This is a genomic window from Pseudomonas sp. LBUM1645 (assembly GCF_059716185.1).
This window is the reverse complement of sequence record NZ_CP166811.1, coordinates 4,001,837-4,020,366: the sequence shown is the minus strand read 5'-3', so window position 1 is coordinate 4,020,366 and position 18,530 is coordinate 4,001,837. Positions and strand designations below refer to the sequence as shown.

At 61.9% G+C, this 18,530-nt stretch carries 16 protein-coding genes; 15 read left to right on the top strand and 1 reads right to left on the bottom strand.

Translation table 11 applies throughout. The annotated features are described in order from the left end of the window. Positions 1-136 precede the first annotated feature (136 nt). From ACA079_RS17975 to ACA079_RS17920, 12 genes are all read left to right on the top strand, one after another. Positions 137-805, top strand: coding sequence for a haloacid dehalogenase type II (locus ACA079_RS17975; RefSeq protein WP_056743952.1), 669 nt, complete (start codon positions 137-139; stop codon positions 803-805). A 57-nt stretch (positions 806-862) separates the two neighbouring features. Next, positions 863-2,137 carry an NAD(P)/FAD-dependent oxidoreductase gene (locus ACA079_RS17970; RefSeq protein ID WP_497700309.1) on the top strand — a complete coding sequence of 425 codons (1,275 nt, stop codon included), beginning with the start codon at positions 863-865 and terminating at the stop codon, positions 2,135-2,137. Positions 2,138-2,220: 83 nt separating this feature from the next. Further along, complete coding sequence (locus ACA079_RS17965; RefSeq protein WP_497700308.1) at positions 2,221-3,858, top strand: ABC transporter substrate-binding protein; 1,638 nt, start codon at positions 2,221-2,223, stop codon at positions 3,856-3,858. Positions 3,859-3,903: 45 nt separating this feature from the next. Continuing rightward, on the top strand, positions 3,904-4,860 hold the full coding sequence (locus tag ACA079_RS17960; protein ID WP_033062145.1) for an ABC transporter permease: 957 nt from the start codon (positions 3,904-3,906) through the stop codon (positions 4,858-4,860). Next, a complete protein-coding gene (locus ACA079_RS17955) occupies positions 4,857-5,732 on the top strand; it encodes an ABC transporter permease (protein ID WP_497265877.1) in 876 nt (291 codons plus the stop codon). The genes ACA079_RS17960 and ACA079_RS17955 overlap by 4 nt, the downstream gene beginning before the upstream one ends. A gap of 1 nt (position 5,733) precedes the next feature. Next, a complete protein-coding gene (locus ACA079_RS17950) occupies positions 5,734-7,575 on the top strand; it encodes an ABC transporter ATP-binding protein (protein ID WP_497700307.1) in 1,842 nt (613 codons plus the stop codon). Next, complete coding sequence (locus ACA079_RS17945; protein ID WP_415769402.1) at positions 7,572-7,880, top strand: (2Fe-2S)-binding protein; 309 nt, start codon at positions 7,572-7,574, stop codon at positions 7,878-7,880. Before ACA079_RS17950 ends, ACA079_RS17945 begins: the two co-directional genes overlap by 4 nt. Beyond that, positions 7,862-9,238: an FAD/NAD(P)-dependent oxidoreductase gene (locus ACA079_RS17940; RefSeq protein ID WP_497700306.1), complete on the top strand. Its 1,377-nt coding sequence runs from the start codon at positions 7,862-7,864 to the stop codon at positions 9,236-9,238. The genes ACA079_RS17945 and ACA079_RS17940 overlap by 19 nt, the downstream gene beginning before the upstream one ends. Beyond that, entirely contained in the window at positions 9,235-10,389 is a 1,155-nt protein-coding gene (locus tag ACA079_RS17935; RefSeq protein ID WP_134420326.1) for an NAD(P)/FAD-dependent oxidoreductase, read from the top strand. Before ACA079_RS17940 ends, ACA079_RS17935 begins: the two co-directional genes overlap by 4 nt. Continuing rightward, on the top strand, positions 10,386-11,543 hold the full coding sequence (argE, locus tag ACA079_RS17930) for an acetylornithine deacetylase (RefSeq protein WP_497700305.1): 1,158 nt from the start codon (positions 10,386-10,388) through the stop codon (positions 11,541-11,543). The genes ACA079_RS17935 and argE overlap by 4 nt, the downstream gene beginning before the upstream one ends. A gap of 275 nt (positions 11,544-11,818) precedes the next feature. Continuing rightward, positions 11,819-13,276 carry an NAD-dependent succinate-semialdehyde dehydrogenase gene (locus tag ACA079_RS17925; RefSeq protein ID WP_497700304.1) on the top strand — a complete coding sequence of 486 codons (1,458 nt, stop codon included), beginning with the start codon at positions 11,819-11,821 and terminating at the stop codon, positions 13,274-13,276. 25 nt (positions 13,277-13,301) lie between these two features. Beyond that, entirely contained in the window at positions 13,302-14,381 is a 1,080-nt protein-coding gene (locus ACA079_RS17920) for a tartrate dehydrogenase (protein ID WP_497700303.1), read from the top strand. Between the two features lie 123 nt (positions 14,382-14,504). Here the strand turns inward: ACA079_RS17920 and ACA079_RS17915 are convergent, their stop codons facing one another. Continuing rightward, positions 14,505-15,431, bottom strand: coding sequence for a 2-hydroxyacid dehydrogenase (locus tag ACA079_RS17915; protein ID WP_497700302.1), 927 nt, complete (start codon positions 15,429-15,431; stop codon positions 14,505-14,507). A 272-nt stretch (positions 15,432-15,703) separates the two neighbouring features. Between ACA079_RS17915 and gabT the strand changes: the two genes are divergently transcribed. The 3 genes from gabT (at position 15,704) to ACA079_RS17900 (ending at position 18,282) form a co-directional block, all read left to right on the top strand. Beyond that, complete coding sequence (gene gabT / locus ACA079_RS17910) at positions 15,704-16,996, top strand: 4-aminobutyrate--2-oxoglutarate transaminase (RefSeq protein ID WP_497700301.1); 1,293 nt, start codon at positions 15,704-15,706, stop codon at positions 16,994-16,996. 95 nt (positions 16,997-17,091) lie between these two features. Beyond that, a complete protein-coding gene (locus ACA079_RS17905) occupies positions 17,092-17,748 on the top strand; it encodes an HAD family hydrolase (RefSeq protein ID WP_497700300.1) in 657 nt (218 codons plus the stop codon). A 45-nt stretch (positions 17,749-17,793) separates the two neighbouring features. Then, on the top strand, positions 17,794-18,282 hold the full coding sequence (locus tag ACA079_RS17900) for an Lrp/AsnC family transcriptional regulator (protein ID WP_003174918.1): 489 nt from the start codon (positions 17,794-17,796) through the stop codon (positions 18,280-18,282). The last annotated feature ends 248 nt before the right edge of the window (positions 18,283-18,530 follow it).

The window sequence follows — 18,530 nt, the reverse complement described above, 5'->3', positions numbered from 1 at the left end:
CGAAGGTCGCTTTTAACGCCATCTGCTGATTTCACAGTGTTGTAATGACGGTGTGCTGCAGCGTTGCATCACAGCTTCGGTAACGGAGCGAATGCTTGTCACGCCATGACCTCAACGAACTTCAGGACCGCACTCAATGAGCTTTCTTCGCCCCAAATTCATTACGTTCGACTGCTACGGTACGCTGACCAACTTCCACATGGGCACGATGACTCGCGAACTGTTCGCCGATCGCGTGAAGCCCGAGCAGATGGATCAGTTCGTCAAGGATTTCTCGGCCTATCGCCTGGATCAGGTCATGGGTGACTGGATGCCCTATGACGAAATCCTCAAGACCGCACTGGCGCGGACCTGCAAGCGCTGGGGCATCGAATACCGTGACGAAGGTCAGCTGTATTACGACGCCGTGCCGACCTGGGGCCCGCACCCTGACGTGCCGGCCGGCCTGTCGAAAATCGCCGACAAGATCCCGCTGGTGATTTTCTCCAACGCCAGCGACAGCCAGATCATGTCCAACGTCGACAAGCTCGGCGCGCCGTTCCACAAAGTCTTTACCGCCGAACAGGCCCAGGCCTACAAGCCGCGTCTGGCGGCATTCGAGTACATGCTCGACAACCTCAACTGCGGTCCGGAAGACATCTTGCATGTCTCTTCCAGCTTCCGTTACGACCTGATGCCGGCCCACGACATGAAGATCAAGAACAAGGCCTTCGTCGCCCGTGGTCACGAAGTCCCGGGCAATGCCTTCTACGGCTACCAGCAGATCACTGACATCGGTGGGCTGGCCGCACTGGTTGGTCTCTGAGTCGAACGGTAACGGCGCTCTTCAACGCATTCTTTTTTTGGCATAGGCGGGTTAGACATGGGCAGTGAATCCTACTGGCTCGACACCGCACCGGCGTTCAGCGGTGCTCAGCTCGGCGCATTGCCCGGGCAGGTCGACGTGGCCATCGTCGGTGGTGGTTTCACCGGCCTGGCGGCGGCCCGGGCGTTGGCCTTGAAGGGCGCCAGTGTGGTGGTGCTGGAGGCCGGCAGAGTGATCGGTGAAGCGTCGGGGCGCAATGGCGGCCAGTGCAACACCGGCGTTGCCCAGGACTACGCCGGGCTCAGCGCCAGCCTCGGTGCCGACAAGGCCCGGGCTTATTACCAGGCCTACGAAAACGCGGTGCAGAGTGTGGTGTCGTTGGTGGAGCAGGAGCAGATCGCCTGCGACCTGATTCGCAACGGCAAGCTCAAACTGGCGGCCAAGCCGATGCACTACGAGGGCCTGGCACGGACGTGCGAACTGATTCGCAAGGAAGTCGATGCCGACGTCGAATTGCTCTCCGCCGAGCAGACCCGCGCGGAAGTCAATTCGGCCCAGTTCCACGGTGGCTTGCTGCAGCGCAACGGCGTGCAGATGCATGTCGGGCGCTTCGGTGTCGGTTTGGCCGAAGCGGCAGCTCGCCATGGTGCGTTGATCCATCAAGGCACCTCGGTTGTGGACTGGAAAGCCCAGGCCGGCGGTTATCAGGTCAACACCAGCAAAGGATCGCTGCACGCCGGTCAGGTGCTGCTGGCCACGGGCGCCTGTCAGCACGGTGGTTTGGGTTGGTATCGGCGGCGGATCGTGCCGGTGGGCAGTTTTGTGATTGCCACCGAAGTCCTTCCACAATCGCTGATCGAGCAGTTGTTGCCGGGCCGCCGCGCCTATGTCACCAGCCGCATGATCGGTAACTACTTTCGCCTCACCCCGGACAATCGCCTGCTGTTTGGCGGCCGTGCGCGGTTCGCCATGTCGGACAGCGTCAATGACGCCAAAAGCGGCAAGGTGCTGCAAGCGGCGATGGTGCAGATGTTCCCGCAGTTGGCCAACGTGAAGATCGACTACTGCTGGGGCGGGCTGGTGGACATGACGTCCGATCGGCTACCCCGGGCGGGTCAACACGGCGGGGTTTATCACTCCATGGGCTACAGCGGCCATGGCGTGCAGATGTCGGTGCACATGGGCCAGGTCATGGCCGATGTCATGGCCGGCAACGTCGAAGCCAACCCTTGGCGTGAACTCGAATGGCCGGCGATTCCAGGCCATTTCGGCAAACCGTGGTTCCTGCCATTTGTGGGCGCCTATTACCGCTTCCAGGATTATTTGCATTGAGTTGATGTTGTGGCGTCACCGTCGTTTGCGTTTCAACGCTCCGGACAACCCGAGCCTTCTCATTATCGACAGGTACAACTGATATGACTGACAAAAAGATCGACTCTCAACTGATCTCCGGCCAAGAAAGCCTGCGAGTCTTTGAAGGCCTCAACCGCGGCATGTCGCGCCGCAACGCCTTGCAAATGCTCGGCGTGGCCGGTGTGGCTGCGGCGGGTGCCGGCAGCCTGTTCGGCGCCGCCGGCAAGCTGTTCGCCGAAGAAGCCGCCACCCCCGGCAAAGGCAAGCCGGGCGGGCGGATTCGCGTCGCCGGCATGTCCAGTTCCACTGCCGATACCCTGGACCCGGCCAAAGGCGCGTTGTCGACCGACTACGTGCGCCACTTCATGTTCTACAACGGCTTGACCCGTTTTGACGCCCACTTGGTGCCGCAACTGGAGCTGGCCGAGCGCATCGACAACACCGATGCCACGCTGTGGACCATCACCCTGCGCAAGGACGTGACCTTCCACAACGGCAAGACCCTGAGCGCCGCGGACGTGGTGTATTCGCTGTCGCGCCACAAGGATCCGCTGACCGGTTCCAAGGTCATGCCGCTGATGGCGCAGTTCGAAGAAATCAAAGCCACCGGCCCCAACGAAGTGCAAATCCGTCTGAGCGCGCCGAACGCCGAGCTGCCGTCGATCCTCGCCGTGTCGCACTTGATGATCGTTCCGGAAGGCACCACCGATTTCAACCAGGGCATCGGTACCGGACCGTTCAAGGTCAAGGAATTCAAACCGGGCGTACGCTCGATTGCCGCGCGCAATACCGGCTACTGGAAACCGGGCCTGCCGTACCTGGACGAAATCGAGTTCATCGCCATTGCCGACGAACCGTCGCGGGTCAACGCGCTGTTGTCGGGCGACGTACACATGATCAACGAGGTCAACCCGCGCTCGACCACACGCATCAAGGCCAGCGCCAAACACCGGGTCGTCGATGCACCCTCGGGCAACTACACCGACCTGATCATCCGCCAGGACCAGATGCCGGGCAAAAGCGCCGAATTCACTCAGGCCATGAAGCACCTGCTGGACCGTGAGCAGGTTAAATCCGCAGTGTTCCGGGGCTTTGCCGTGGTCGGTAACGATCATCCGATTTCCCCGGGTTCGCGCTACTACAACGCCGACCTGCCGCAACGGGTCTACGACCCGGAAAAAGCCAAGTTCCTGCTGAAGAAGGCCGGCATGGAAAGCATCACCATGCCGCTGGTCGCATCGCCGGCCGCCACCGGTTCGGTGGACATCGCGGTGCTGTTGCAACAGTCGGCGAAACAGGCCGGGCTCAAGCTCGACGTCAATCGCCTGCCGAGCGATGGCTACTGGTCCAACCACTGGATGAAGCACCCGTTGAGCTTCGGCAACATCAACCCGCGGCCGAACGCCGACGTGATGTTCTCGCAGTTCTTCCAGTCGAAAGCGCCGTGGAACGAATCGGGCTGGCAGAACGATCAGTTCGATCAGTTGCTGATGCTCGCCCGAGGTGAAACCGACGACGCCAAGCGCACCAAGATGTACGCCGACATGCAGACCCTGGTGCATGACCACAGCGGTATCGGCGTGCCGGTGTTCATCAGCAACATCGACGGTGTCGACCAGCGCATCAAAGGCTACGGCAGCAACCCATTGGGCGGTTTCATGGGCTACATGTTCGCCGAGCAGGTCTGGCTGGACGCTTGATGAGCAGTGGTTGAAGCGACGGGGACATTGCATGAGGGTAGGGCGATGAATAGCAACACACTGTGGTTGATCGGCCGGCGCCTGGGCGCCGCGATCGTGACTTTGTTGATCGTGTCCATGGTCGTGTTTGCGATCACGGCGGTACTGCCGGGGGACGCGGCGCAACAATCGCTCGGGCAGTTCGCCACGCCGGAACAGGTGGCGGCGTTGCGCCTGAAACTGGGGCTGGATCAGCCCGGTGTGTTGCGTTACCTGCACTGGCTGATGAACCTGCTGAGCGGCGACATGGGCCAGTCGGTCTCCAACGCCATGCCGGTCAGCGAGTTGATGGCCGGGCGGGTACCCAACACCTTGATGTTGGCGGCCGCCACGGCGCTGGTGTCAGTGCCGGTGGCGTTGATTCTGGGCATCGGCTCGGCGATGGGCCGCGGTGGGCGCATCGACAGCTTCCTGAGCTTTTTTACCCTGGCCATGGTCGCCGTCCCGGAGTTTCTGGTGGCGACCCTGGCGGTGCTGATTTTTGCGGTGAACCTGGGCTGGTTGTCGGCGCTGTCGTACGCCAGTGACATCACCTCACCTTGGCAATTCATGCGCACTTACGCCTTGCCGGTGATGACGCTGTGCTGCGTGATCGTCGCGCAAATGGCCCGCATGACCCGGGCAGCGGTGATCGATCAACTGGACAGTCCATACGTGGAAATGGCCCGGCTCAAAGGCGTGAGCCCGATGCGCATCGTGCTGCGCCATGCCTTGCCCAATGCCATCGGGCCGATCGCCAATGCCATCGCCCTGAGTCTTTCCTACCTGTTGGGCGGGGTGGTGATCGTCGAGACGATCTTCAACTACCCCGGCATCGCCAGCCTGATGGTCGATGCGGTGACCAACCGCGACATGGCGCTGGTCCAGGCCTGCACCATGCTGTTTTGCACGGCGTACCTGGGGTTGGTGCTGATTGCCGACCTGTGCGCGATTCTGTCCAATCCGAGGCTGAGAAACCAATGAACAATCTCATTGTGAAATCGACGCCTGCGACCCCCGACCTGTCGGTTGGTAAGGTGTCTCATGGCCCGGTCTGGCTGGGTTTGATCGGGGCTGCGATGTGCGTTATCTGGTTGCTGGTGGCCATCTTCGGCCCGTGGCTCGCGCCACACCCGGTGGGTGAAGTGGTCTCTGACAATGTCTTTGACAGCATCAGCGCCGTTTACCCGTTTGGTACTGATTACCTGGGCCGCGACATGCTCAGCCGCATCCTCGTCGGCGCACGCTTCACTGTCGGCCTGGCGTTGGTGGCGGCGGTGTTGGCCAGCGGTCTGGGCACCAGTTGCGCGCTGCTGTCGGTGGTGTCGCCGAAGTGGCTGGACGAGGTGATCAGTCGCTTGATGGACGCCTTCATCTCGATCCCGAGCAAGATGCTGGCGCTGATCATGGTCTCAGCCTTCGGCTCCTCGGTGACCTTGCTGATCTGCACCGCTGTGCTGAGCTTCACGCCCGGCGCATTCCGCATCGCCCGCAGCATGGCGGTGAACATCGAAGCCCTGGAATACGTGCAAGTGGCCCGTACTCGCGGCGAACGTCGGCTGTACATCGCTTGCGTGGAGATCCTGCCGAACATGCTCAACCCGGTACTGACGGACCTGGGGCTGCGTTTCGGTTTCATCGTGTTGCTGCTCAGCGGCATGAGCTTCCTCGGTCTGGGCGTGCAACCGCCGGATGCCGACCTCGGCTCATTGGTGCGCGAAAACATTGGCGGCCTCAATCAGGGTGCGCCGGCCATCGTGATTCCTGCGCTGGCCATCGGCACCCTGACCATCGGTGTGAATCTGTTTATCGACCGCCTGTCTTCGCGACGTAGTCGACGTTCGGGAGGCCATTGAAATGAGTGAATTGATTCGAGTCGAAAACCTGCGCGTGGTCGCCTGTGGCGAGCGTGGCGAAGTCGAAATCGTCAAGGGCGTGAGTTTCTCCCTGGCCAAAGGCGAAGTGCTGGCGTTGATCGGCGAGTCCGGTTCCGGCAAGACCACCATCGCTCTGGCGCTGCTCGGTTATGCCCGGCGTGGTTGTCGCCTGGCGTCTGGCGTGGTGCAAATCGGCGAGCACGACATGCTGGCGTTGAGCGAAAGCGAGCTGCAAGGCCTGCGTGGCAACCGCGTGTCCTATATCGCCCAGAGTGCGGCGGCGGCGTTCAACCCGGCGAAAAAACTCATCGATCAAGTGGTGGAAGGCGCACTGATTCATGGCCTGGGCAGCCGGGCTGTGCTCGAAGCCAAGGCCATCGAATTGTTCCGCGACCTCGCGTTGCCGGACCCCGATCGCATCGGCCAGCGCTACCCTCATCAGGTCTCCGGCGGGCAACTGCAGCGGGTCATGGCGGCCATGGCGCTGATCAGCGATCCGCTGCTGGTGGTGCTCGACGAGCCGACCACGGCACTCGACGTGACGACCCAGATCGATGTGCTGCGCGCCTTCAAAAGGGTGGTGCGCGAACGGGGGGCGACGGCGGTTTACGTGTCCCACGACCTCGCGGTGGTCGCGCAAATGGCCGATCAGATTGTGGTGCTCAACGGCGGTGAGATTTTCGAACAAAGCGCCACCGCGCCCTTACTCAAAGGCCCTGCCCACGAATACACCCGCAGCCTGCTGGCGGCGGCGCGGCCGGACACGACGATTCGTCCGCCCTGCGATGTGGCGCAAGACACGCCATTGCTGACGATCCAGGGCCTGACCGCCGGTTACGGCAACAAGAACATGCACGGCATGCCGTCGATTCGGGTGCTGGAAGACATCGACCTGACCGTGCGCCGGGGCCAGGCCATCGGCGTGATCGGTGAGTCGGGCTCGGGTAAATCGACCTTGGCTCGGGTGGTGGCGGGGTTGTTGACCCCGGCGCTGGGCGGGCTGACCTTCGATGGTCAACCGCTGGGCGGCAGTCTGTCCGAGCGCACCGCCGAACAGTTCCGCCGCATTCAAATGGTCTTCCAGAACGCCGACACCGCGCTCAACCCGATGCACAGCGTCAGCACCATTCTGAGTCGGCCGCTGAAGATGTATTTCGGTCTCAAAGGGGCCGCATTGCGCGAGCGCATCGGCGAGTTGCTGGATCTCGTTCGTTTGCCGCGCACGATGGCCGAACGGCGTCCGAATGAACTGTCCGGCGGGCAAAAGCAGCGGGTCAACCTGGCCCGGGCATTGGCGGCCAAACCGGATCTGATTCTGTGCGATGAGGTGACCTCGGCGCTGGATACCGTGGTCGGCGCGGCGATTCTCGAACTGCTGCGCGACCTGCGCCAGGAACTGGGGGTTTCGTACCTGTTCATCAGTCACGACATTTCCACCGTCCGCGCGCTGTGCGATGACATTGTGGTGATGTACAGCGGCCACAAGATCCAGGCCGGCTCTCGGCAGTCGTTCGCCCAGGCACCGTTTCATCCTTACACCGATCTGTTGATCCATTCGGTGCCGGAACTGCGCCAGGGCTGGCTGGAGAACTGTGGCACCACCTGCGGCGAACTGCCGCCAATCGGCGCCAGGGCCAACGTGCCGGAGCTGTGCACCTTTCTCAATCGGTGCCCGGTGCGGGTCGACGGCCTGTGCAATCGCACCGCTCCGAACCGCCGAGTCATCGCCGGTGGCAGCGAAATCCTTTGCCACCATGACACGGCCGAGCTGCTGAAAACCCAGCAGGATTTGAACATCATGACCCAGGGAGCCTATGCATGAAGGGGCGTTTTGTGAGGCTGGCCGAGCAGGGTCGACCGACCGTCAATCTGAAGGTGGACGGCGCACCCATCGAGGCGCTGCAGGGCGACACCCTGATGGTCGCGTTGCTGACCCAGGGCTCGGCGTTGCGCCAGTCGGAATTCGATTCGGGCCGCCGCGCCGGTTTTTGTTTGATGGGCGCCTGCCAGGATTGCTGGGTCTGGACCCGCAGCGGCGAACGCCTGCGTGCCTGTTCCAACGAAGTCCGTGAAGGACTGGACATCGTCACCACACAACCGGAGGCGACATGGCCACTGCACGGATAGTCATTGTTGGTGCCGGGCCGGCCGGTATTCGTTGTGCCGAAACTCTGGTGGCTGCGGGTTTCAAGCCGATCCTGATCGATGAAAATCGCCGGGATGGCGGGCAGATCTACCGTCGCCAGCCGGAAGGCTTTAACCGCGATTACGCCACCCTGTACGGCACCGAAGCCACCAAGGCCCGGGACCTGCACCAAAGCTTCGATCGCTTGCGCGGATCGATCGACTACCGTCCGGACACGCTGGTGTGGAACCTCACACCGGGGCAATTGTGCTGCGTGAAACAGGGCAAGCATACGACGGTGGATTACGACGCGTTGATCCTCTGCACCGGCGCCACCGATCGCTTGATGCCGATCGAAGGCTGGCAACTGGCGGGCACCTACAGCCTTGGCGGGGCACAGATCGCGCTCAAATCCCAGGCGGTTTCCATCGGTCACAGTGTGGTGTTCATGGGCAGCGGGCCGTTGCTGTATCTGGTCGCCAGCCAATATGTCAAAGCCGGCGCCAACGTGGCGGCAGTGCTCGATACCTCGCCGCTGAGCAAACGCATCCTTGCCATGCCCAAACTCCTGGCGCGTCCCGGATTGCTGTTCACCGGGATGAAACTGTTGGCGCAGCTGTATCAGGCGAAAATCCCGGTGCATCTGGGAATCAAACCCCTGCAAGTGCTGGGTGACGAGGCGAGCGGCGTCAGTGGCGTGCGGGTCAGCACGGCGCGCGGGGAAACCCTGACGGTCAATTGCGATGCCGTGGCCCTGGGTTATCACCTGCGTCCGGAAACGCAATTGGCGGACCTGGCCGGTTGTCGCCTGCGGTTCGATGAGGCGTCCAGCCAATGGTTGCTGGCGGTTGATGAGGACGGCCGGACCTCGGTCAGTGGTGTGTACGCGGCCGGGGACGGCTCGAAGATACGCGGCGCGGATGCCGCTGAGCACGCCGGAAGGCTGGTCGCCATGGCACTACTGGAGGACCTGCACCAACCGCTGAATGCCGGGTTGCGCGATGAACAACGCCACGCGCTGGCGGTGATGGATCAGTTTCGCCTGGGACTGGCCCAGGCGTTTCCCTGGCCGTCGGCGCAAGCCAAAGCCTTGCCGGATGCCGCCATCGTCTGTCGCTGCGAGATGATCAGCGCCGGCGAATTGCGCCGCACCGTCAGCGAAAAGGGTGCCTGCGAAGTCAATCGGGCCAAGGCGTTCAGCCGCGTCGGAATGGGCCGTTGCCAAGGCCGTTATTGCTCCCAGGCCGGGGCCGAGGTGATTGCTGCCGCCGCCGGTGTCAGCGTGCAACAGGTCGGTCGGCAACGCGGTCAGGCGCCGGTCAAACCCCTTTCGATGCTCACCGAGGAGGTGTCGCCATGACGGTTCACAAAGCCGATGTCGTGATTGTCGGCGGCGGCCTGATGGGCTCGGCGGCGGCGTTTTTTCTGCGTCAGCGCGGTCAGTCGGTGATCCTGTTGGAGCGCGACCAGATTGGTCAGTACGCCAGCGGCGTGAACTTCGGCAACGTGCGCCGCCAGGGCCGATTCCTTGGGCAACTGGCGTTGGCCAACCGTTCGTGGGCGCTGTGGAAGCGCTTGCCGGAGCTGATCGACGACGACCTCGAATTCATCGCCAGCGGGCACATGCGTGTGTGCTACCGCGAAGACGAAATCCCTGAGCTGGAAGCCTACGCGGCAGCACCCGAAGCGGCGCAACTGGATCTGAAAATCTATCGCGGCGCCGAGCTGCACGCGCGGTTCCCGTTCCTCGGGCCAGACGTGAAGGGCGGCTCCTACGCGCCCCACGACGGCCACGCCAACCCACGTTTGGCAGCCCCGGCGTTTGCCCGTGCCGCACGGCGACTTGGCGCGCGGATCGAAGAACAGACGGAAGTCGCCGAAGTGCAGAAGGTCGGTGGCGAGTTCAACGTCACCACCACCGATGGCCGCCAATTCAGCGCCGCTCAGCTGTTGATCACGGCGGGCGCCTGGGGCCAGAAGCTGTCGGCGCAGTTCGGCGAACCGGTGCCGCTGGACACCCATGGCCCGCAAATGGCCGTGACTGAACCGGTGCCTTACGCCTTGCCGACGGTGATCGGGGTGTACACCAAAATTCCCGAGGAAGTGATCTATTTCCGCCAGATCCCGCGCGGCAACATCGTCATCGGCGGCGGCTACCGCAGCAAACCGGACATGCTCAATCGCCGGGCCTATGTCGAGCCACGCAGCATCCTCAATCAGATGGAGCAGATGCGCCGCCTGCTGCCGGGTGTCGGCAACCTGAACATCATTCGGGTCTGGAGCGGCATCGAAGGCTACTTACCTGATTCCCTGCCGGTGATGGGCCCCAGCGGCACAGTCGATGGCTTGTTCTACGCCTTCGGCTTCTGCGGCCACGGCTTCCAGCTCGGTCCTGGCGTCGGCGACGTGATGGCCGAACTGATCAGCACCGGCAGCACCAGTACGTCGATTGAGCCGTTCTCCATCAACCGGTTCGCCCTCTCAGCCGAGCAACGGAGCAAGGCCTCATGAAACCCCGTGTACTGGATATTCTCAAACGCCTGATGGCCTTCGACACCGTGTCGTCGGAGTCGAACATGGCCCTGATCGAGTACGTGCGTGACTTGCTGCTGAGCAAAGGCATCGAGTCGCTGATCGTCAAGGATGAGACCGGCAAAAAGGCCAACCTGTTCGCCAGCACCGGCCCTCGCGAGTTGCCGGGGATTCTGCTGTCCGGGCATACCGACGTGGTTCCGGCGGCGGGGCAGGCCTGGACCTTCCCGGCGTTTCAGGCGACGGTGCAGGATGGGCGGATTTACGGCCGTGGCAGTTGCGACATGAAGGGCTTCATTGCATTGGCCATCGACGCCATGCTCGACGCGGCGGACAGCCCCTTGAGCCGGCCGCTGCAACTGGCGCTGTCCCATGACGAAGAGACCGGTTGCGTCGGCGTGCGACGTTTGCTGGACGTGTTACACCTGGCGCCGGTGCGACCGTTTTTGTGCCTGATCGGTGAACCGACCAACATGCAGTTTGTATTGGGGCACAAGGGCAAGGGTTCTTACCGCACGTATTGTCGGGGCCTGGAGGCTCATTCTTCGCTGGCACCGCGCTCGGTCAATGCGATTCACGTGGCCTGCGATTTCATTGCCGCGCTGCGTCAAAGCCAGCAGCAGTTGCAAGAGCAGGGCGCCCAGGATGCGGACTACGACGTGCCCTACAGCACCGTGCATGTCGGGCAGATTGTTGGCGGCAAGGCACTGAACATTGTGCCGAACCTGTGCACCCTGGACTTCGAAGTGCGCAACTTGCCGGCGGACGATCTGGATCAGTTCCTGGAACAGATGCGTGAGCGTGCCGAAGTGATTGTGCGTGAGGCCAAAAAACTGTCCAGTGTCGCCGCGATCGACATTGAAACCGTCAACGTCTATCCCGGCCTCGATACGCACCCGAGCGTCGAAGCGGTGCGCTTCCTGAAGAACTTCGCCGCGCCGGATACCGGCACCGCCAAAGTATCGTTCGGCACCGAAGGCGGGCTGTTCAAGCAACGCCTCGATGTGCCGGTGGTGGTCTGCGGACCGGGCTCGATTGAACAGGCGCACAAGCCGGACGAGTTCATCGAGATCAGCCAGATGGAGGCCGCGGAGCGGTTTCTGGAAGGCCTGCTCGGTTCCCTGAAACTGTAATCAGAGTCCATGGCAAGCACAGATCAAATGTGGGAGCGAGCTTGCTCGCGATAGCGGAGTGTCAGCCAACATCAATGTTGAATGTCAGTCCCTCATCGCGAGCAAGCTCGCGCCCACAGGGTTCGGTGTTTACCCTGAAAGACCCTAAGTCGGTTCAGTAGAGCCTGCCGTCCCACCCCGATTTTCAGCATCCAACACCGCCCAATCGGCACTTTCAGCATCCTCATCCGTAGCACCTCCCTAGACTGGAGCGTGTCTCGGATCAGGACTCGACCATGCTCAAGAATCGTTTGAAAGACCCCAGCCTTCTGGCAGAACTCGCCTATGTCGACGGTCAGTGGATCGGCGCTGACAACGCCGCGACCCTGGACGTCATCGACCCGGCCAACGGCCAATTGATTGGCCGCGTACCGGCGATGCAAGGCGCGGAAACCCGTCGCGCCATCGAAGCCGCCGAAAAAGCCTGGCCGGCCTGGCGCGCTCGCCCGGCGGCGGAACGTGCGGCGCTTCTGGAGCGCTGGTATCAGGCCATGATCGACAACCTCGACGACCTGGCGCTGATCATGACCTGCGAACAGGGCAAACCGTTGAACGAAGCCAAAGGCGAAATTCGCTACGGCGCCGGTTTCGTCAAATGGTTCGCCGAGGAGGCCCGACGGGTCTACGGCGAAACCATGCCGGCCCCCAGCGGTGACCGCCGACTGCTGACCCTCAAGCAACCCGTGGGTGTGTGCGCCGCGATCACCCCGTGGAATTTCCCCAACGCCATGATCACGCGCAAATGCGCGCCGGCCTTGGCAGCCGGGTGCCCGATCATCGTCAAACCCTCGGACCTGACGCCGTTGTCTGCGTTGGCGTTGGCGGTACTGGCCGAGCGCGTGGGCATCCCGGCCGGGGTGTTCAACGTGTTGACCGGCATGCCCGCCGGGATCGGCGAAGAGCTGACCGGCAACCCGAGCGTGCGCAAGATTTCCTTCACCGGTTCGACCGCCGTTGGCCGCTTGCTGATGCGTCAGAGCGCCGAACACATCAAACGCTTGAGCCTGGAACTGGGCGGCAACGCGCCGTTCATTGTGTTCGACGACGCCGATCTGGAGCAGGCGGTGGCCGGCATCATGCTCAGCAAGTTTCGTAACGCCGGGCAAACCTGCGTCTGCGCCAATCGCATTCTGGTGCAGGACGGCATCTACGAACGCTTCGCCCAGCGCCTGGTGGAGGAGGTGGGCAAGCTCAAGGTCGGCAACGGCCTGGACGCCGACGTCACCATCGGCCCGCTGATCAACCCGGCGGCGGTGAGCAAAGTCGCCCGGCACATCGACGATGCCTTGAGCCAGGGCGCGCGTTTGCTCTGCGGCGGCATTCCCGAGGGCGACAGTCAGTTTGTCCAGCCCACGGTCCTCGGCGAGGCCCACGCGGGGATGCTGCTGGCCAACGAAGAAACCTTCGGCCCGGTGGCGCCGCTGATGCGTTTCACCGACGAAGCCGAAGCCCTCGCGCTGGCCAATGCCACGCCTTACGGTTTGGGTGCCTACTATTTCACTCAAGACTTGCGTCGTTCATGGCGTTTCGGCGAGGCGCTGGAATTTGGCATGGTCGGTCTCAACACCGGGATCATCTCCATGGAAGTCGCGCCGTTCGGCGGTATCAAACAATCGGGCCTGGGCCGCGAAGGCAGCAAGTACGGCCTGGATGAATACCTTGAAGTCAAAGCCTTCCACATCGGTGGGCTGTAATTCACAGACACGGGGAGGCAGATTGATGAGCAAGACATTCAAAATCGCTGCGATTGCCGGCGATGGCATCGGCAGGGAAGTCCTGCCGGAAGGGCTGCGAGTACTGGAGCAGGCCGCGAAGAAATGGCAGCTGGATCTGAGCATCGAAGTACTCGACTGGGCGCATTGCGATTACTACCTGGAACACGGGCAGATGATGCCCGACGACTGGTTCGAGCAGCTCAAGGGTTTCGACGCGATTTACTTCGGTGCCGTGGGTTGGCCAGACAAGGTGCCAGACCACATTTCCCTGTGGGGCTCGCTGCTCAAGTTCCGTCGGGACTTCGATCAGTACGTGAACATCCGCCCGGTGCGCCTGTTCCCCGGCGTGCCGTGCCCCTTGGCCGGACGCAAGCCGGGGGACATCGATTTCGTGGTGATCCGCGAGAACACCGAGGGCGAGTATTCGTCGGTGGGCGGCAAGATGTTCGAAGGCACCGAGCATGAGTTCGTGCTGCAAGAATCGGTGTTTACCCGACGCGGCGTGGACCGGATTCTCAAGTTCGCCTTCGAGCTGGCCCAGACCCGGCCGCGCATGCGCCTGACGGCGGCGACCAAGTCCAACGGGATTTCCATCAGCATGCCGTACTGGGACGAGCGCACCGCATTGATGGCGGCGCAGTACCCGGACATCACCTGGGACAAGCAGCACATTGATATTCTGTGCGCGCGTTTCGTGCTGCAACCGGACCGGTTTGATGTGGTGGTGGCGTCGAATCTGTTTGGCGACATTCTGTCCGACCTGGGGCCGGCGTGTGCAGGGACCATTGGTATTGCGCCGTCGGCCAATCTTGATCCGGAGCGGCGGTTTCCGTCGCTGTTCGAGCCGGTGCATGGCTCGGCGCCGGACATCTATGGGCAGAACATCGCCAACCCGATTGCGATGATCTGGTCCGGGGCGTTGATGCTGGACTTCCTGGGGAATGGGGACGAGCGCTATCGCGCGGCGCATGACGGGATATTGCAGGCGATTGAGCGGGTAATTGCGGAGGGGCCGATTACACCTGATTTGGGTGGGAAGGGGTCGACTCAGGAGGTTGGCAAGGCAATTGCCGACATTCTCTAAACCACCGCCCAACCAATGTGGAAGCGAGCTTGCTCGCGATAGCGGAGTGTCAGTCAACATCAATGTTGAATGTCAGTGCCTCATCGCGAGCAAGCTCGCTCCCACAGTTGTTATGTGTTGAGTTCAGTAACCTTGGGTGCGGTCGATCCGGCCCACCATCGGCTCGCCTCTTTGATGCCGCCGGATATTCTCCAACAACACCCCAAACGCACTCTCAGGCTGCGTCATCGCCGCAATATGCGGTGTCAGCAGAATCTGCGGATGCCCCCAAAACGGATGATCCGCCGGCGCCGGTTCTTCCTGCAGCACATCGAGCACCGCGCCACTGAGCTGCCCATTGTCCAGCGCCTCAAGCAGATCACTCTCCACCAGATGCCCGCCACGCCCCATGTTGATCAACGCCGCGCCATGGGGCAATTGTCGGAACAACTCATGATCAAGAATGCCCTGAGTCTGCTCAGTCAACGGCAGCACGCACAGAAGAATGTCGCACTGGCTAAGAAACGCCGGCAGTTGCTCGCGCCCGGCATAGCACTCCACACCAGCGACCTGATGCGCACTGCGCGCCCAACCCGACAAGGCAAAGCCCAACGGCTGCAACGTCGCCAGAATCTGCTGAGCCTGGGTGCCAAGGCCCATCACGCCGATCCGCCGCGTGGCCGCCGGTTGCAGCAAGTGCGCCTGCCAGCACCGGGCCATTTGCTGCTGGCGATAACGCAGCATGTCCCGGTGCAGGCTCAGCACCGCAAAACTGGCGTATTCGCACATGCCGCGGGTGATACCGGGGTCCAGCAGGCGCACCACCGGCAAACTCGCGGGCAAGCGACTGAGGTCCAGTTGATCGACCCCGGCGGACAACGCGAACAGCACTTTCAGATTCGGCAGCAGCGTTTCCAGATCATCCGGTGCCTGCCATGCGGCCAAGTATTCAATCTCAGACGGATCACCGATGTCCGGCCAGGCGCGCCATTCGATATCCGGGGCGTGTTCGGCGAACAGTGCTTTCCACTGTTCACCGCGCACAGGGTCAGCTTTATAAAGCAGGGCCATGGGCATGTCCTGATGGATGAAGGTGCTGAACATCATCGCGCAACGTCGGCGCAGGATCTGTCGAAAGGGCCGGGTTAAACGGGTTTCGCGATGTTCGATCGGCGACGCCCCGGCAGATTCGGCGGGTGAAAGGAATCTGCCGTTTGGCAGGGTGAAAACAGTCGATCCGAATTTCTCAGGGGCCAAGTTCGGCGTAGATCGTTTCGCGCAAGGCTTAACCTGAACACCATCGCAACCACCTCCCGGTTGCCGGACTCACGATGGGAAATGCCATGAATAGCAAAGTCGACGAAACCCCTCATTTGCTCCGTCAGCGCGATCAATTCGTGCCGCGTGGCCTGGTTACCGCTCACCCGTTGGTGATCGATCACGCCCAAGGTGCCGAGTTGTGGGACGTGGACGGCAAGCGCTACCTGGATTTTGTCGGCGGCATCGGTGTGCTGAACATCGGTCACAACCACCCGAAGGTGGTCGCTGCGGTGCAGGCGCAATTGCAAAAGGTCTCTCACGCCTGTTTCCAGGTGGTGGCCTATAAGCCTTATCTAGACCTGGCCCAGCGCCTGTGCGAAATGATCGGGGGCAAAGAAGCGTATAAAGCAGCGTTCTTTACCTCCGGCGCCGAGGCCGTAGAAAATGCGGTGAAGATCGCCCGCGCTCACACCAATCGCTCGGCAGTGATCGCCTTCCGCGGTGGCTTCCACGGCCGTACCTTGCTCGGCACCACGCTGACCGGCATGAGCCAGCCGTACAAGCAGAACTTCGGGCCGTTCGCGCCGGAGGTCTTCCACACTCCGTATCCGAATGCCTATCGCGGTGTCACCAGCGAGATGGCGCTCAAGGCCCTCGACGAGTTGCTGGCCACCCAGGTTGCTCCTGAGCGTGTCGCCGCGATCATCATCGAACCGGTGCAGGGTGACGGCGGTTTCCTGTCAGCGCCGGCGGAGTTTCTCCAGGCCCTGCGCGCGCTGACGGAAAAGCACGGCATCGTGCTGATTCTCGATGAAATCCAGACCGGTTTCGGCCGTACCGGCAAGTGGTTCGGTTTCCAGCACGCCGGCATTCAGCCGGACCTGGTGACCGTCGCCAAAAGCCTGGCCGGTGGCTTGCCGTTGTCCGGGGTGGTCGGCAAGGCCGAGATCATGGACGCGCCGCTGCCCGGTGGCCTGGGCGGCACTTACGGTGGCAACGCCTTGTCCTGTGCCGCCGCGCTGGCGGTGATCGAGGCGTTCGAGGAAGAACAGCTGCTGGCCCGCGGTGAAGCACTGGGCGAGCGTTTGCGCCAAGGGCTGCTGCGTTTGCAGGCTCGTCACGGGCAAATCGGTGACGTGCGCGGCACCGGGTTCATGCTGGCGATCGAACTGATCAAGGATGATGAGGCCCGCACGCCGGACGCTGACCTGAATCAGCGACTGATCGATGAAGCCCGGGCCGGCGGTTTGCTGGTGATCAAATGCGGGGTGTACCGCAACGTGCTGCGCTTCCTCGCACCGCTGGTGACCACCGAAGAACAGGTCGATGAAGCGCTGCAGATTCTTGAAGCGGCATTGGCACGCGTCTTGAACTGAGCTCTTGGCCGCTCGGGGCGGTGCCACAAGGCATCGCCCGTGAGCGTTTATGGAGCATGGATTGATGGAATGCATCATCGGAGGCTTTGCGCACCATGGGGCTGACTGAATATCGAGCACTGCTCATCGATTGCGATGAGGTCCTGGTCGATCGGGACTCGGGTGTCTGGACGGCACTGCAACCGCTGCTGGACAGCCGAGGCGGTCATCCGGACAAGGAACAGGTGCTGGCCGAATACAGCGAGGTGGTGCGTGCGCTGTATCCGCGTTTCGCTGAACTGGGCTTTAGTGGCGTGCTGTGTTTCGCCCATCGCCAGTTGGCCGAGCGCTGGGGCCTGAAAGCCAGCTGGGAGGAGGGCATGAGCTTTGCCCGTTCGGTGGCCGGTTGGTCGCTGTTCGAGGACGCACCCGGGGCGATGTTGTACTTGCGCAAGTTCTACCGCTTGCTGGTGCACGGCGACCGGGATGCCGAGGATCGAGGGCTGCTCTGCGAGCGGCTGGGGATCATGCCCGACGATTTCATCTCACTGGCGAGCGACCCTTTACTCGATCCAGAGTGGTTGAAGGACAACGAACTTGACCCCGGCAGCATCCTGCACGTGACCCGCCCTTCGGCCGGCCGACAGGCGGCCAAAGACGTGTGCCTGATCTGTCGCGGCCGCTCAAAACAGCCCACGCCGTGCGCGGCGGATTACTGTATTAACAGCATGGCGGATCTGGTGGCTCAGCATCAGCTGTCTTTACGGCGCTGATTTTGCTAGAAGATTGTCTTACAAACGGCAGTCAAGAGGTACGCAATGGAAGGGTTAGTCAAACTGGACCGAATCGACATCAGCATCCTGGTGGAGCTGCAAAAGGACGGGCGCATGACCAACGTCAGCCTGGCCGATGCGGTGGGGTTGTCGGCCAGTCCCTGCCTGCAACGGGTCAAACGGCTTGAGTCGGCCGGGTATATTTCCAGCTACAAGGCGCACCTGAACCTGGCCAAGATCACCGATTCGGTGACGGTGTTTACCGAAATCACCTTGAGCGACCACAAGCGCGAAGACTTCGCCAAGTTCGAGTCCAATATCCGTCTGGTGGACGAAGTGCTCGAGTGCCATTTGATCAGCGGTGGCTACGATTACCTGGTGCGCTTCATGACCCGCAGCATCCAGCATTATCAGGAAGTGGTCGAAAGCCTGCTCGACAAGAACATCGGCATCTCCAAGTACTTCAGCTACATCGTCATCAAATCCCCGGTGCTCAAGGACGGCGTGCCGCTGCGTAAATTGCTGCGCCACTGACAGACTCCATTCTTAGACCCAATACGAATCCCCTGTGGGAGCGAGCTTGCTCGCGATAGCGGTTGATCAGTCGAAATCTTTACCGACTGACTCGCCACCATCGCGAGCAAGCTCGCTCCCACAGTTGTTTTGCAGTGCCGCAACGCACTGTGTTTGGACATGGGGCCTCTGGAACCGCCCAAGGCGCTTCATCCTGGCGCAAGCCGCATAAACGGCTGTTTCAAGCCACAAAAACAGTTGCCGATTGC

Bases quoted from the DNA above. Each gene is read 5' to 3' on its own strand.
- gabT (WP_497700301.1), top strand. From the start codon at position 15,704: ATGAATAGCAAAGTCGACGAAACCCCTCATTTGCTCCGTCAGCGCGAT.
- ACA079_RS17900 (WP_003174918.1), top strand. From the start codon at position 17,794: ATGGAAGGGTTAGTCAAACTGGACCGAATCGACATCAGCATCCTGGTG.
- ACA079_RS17935 (WP_134420326.1), top strand. From the start codon at position 9,235: ATGACGGTTCACAAAGCCGATGTCGTGATTGTCGGCGGCGGCCTGATG.
- ACA079_RS17905 (WP_497700300.1), top strand. From the start codon at position 17,092: ATGGGGCTGACTGAATATCGAGCACTGCTCATCGATTGCGATGAGGTC.
- ACA079_RS17940 (WP_497700306.1), top strand. From the start codon at position 7,862: ATGGCCACTGCACGGATAGTCATTGTTGGTGCCGGGCCGGCCGGTATT.
- ACA079_RS17915 (WP_497700302.1), bottom strand. From the start codon at position 15,431: ATGGCCCTGCTTTATAAAGCTGACCCTGTGCGCGGTGAACAGTGGAAA.
- ACA079_RS17955 (WP_497265877.1), top strand. From the start codon at position 4,857: ATGAACAATCTCATTGTGAAATCGACGCCTGCGACCCCCGACCTGTCG.
- argE (WP_497700305.1), top strand. From the start codon at position 10,386: ATGAAACCCCGTGTACTGGATATTCTCAAACGCCTGATGGCCTTCGAC.
- ACA079_RS17970 (WP_497700309.1), top strand. From the start codon at position 863: ATGGGCAGTGAATCCTACTGGCTCGACACCGCACCGGCGTTCAGCGGT.
- ACA079_RS17945 (WP_415769402.1), top strand. From the start codon at position 7,572: ATGAAGGGGCGTTTTGTGAGGCTGGCCGAGCAGGGTCGACCGACCGTC.
- ACA079_RS17960 (WP_033062145.1), top strand. From the start codon at position 3,904: ATGAATAGCAACACACTGTGGTTGATCGGCCGGCGCCTGGGCGCCGCG.
- ACA079_RS17925 (WP_497700304.1), top strand. From the start codon at position 11,819: ATGCTCAAGAATCGTTTGAAAGACCCCAGCCTTCTGGCAGAACTCGCC.
- ACA079_RS17975 (WP_056743952.1), top strand. From the start codon at position 137: ATGAGCTTTCTTCGCCCCAAATTCATTACGTTCGACTGCTACGGTACG.
- ACA079_RS17965 (WP_497700308.1), top strand. From the start codon at position 2,221: ATGACTGACAAAAAGATCGACTCTCAACTGATCTCCGGCCAAGAAAGC.
- ACA079_RS17920 (WP_497700303.1), top strand. From the start codon at position 13,302: ATGAGCAAGACATTCAAAATCGCTGCGATTGCCGGCGATGGCATCGGC.
- ACA079_RS17950 (WP_497700307.1), top strand. From the start codon at position 5,734: ATGAGTGAATTGATTCGAGTCGAAAACCTGCGCGTGGTCGCCTGTGGC.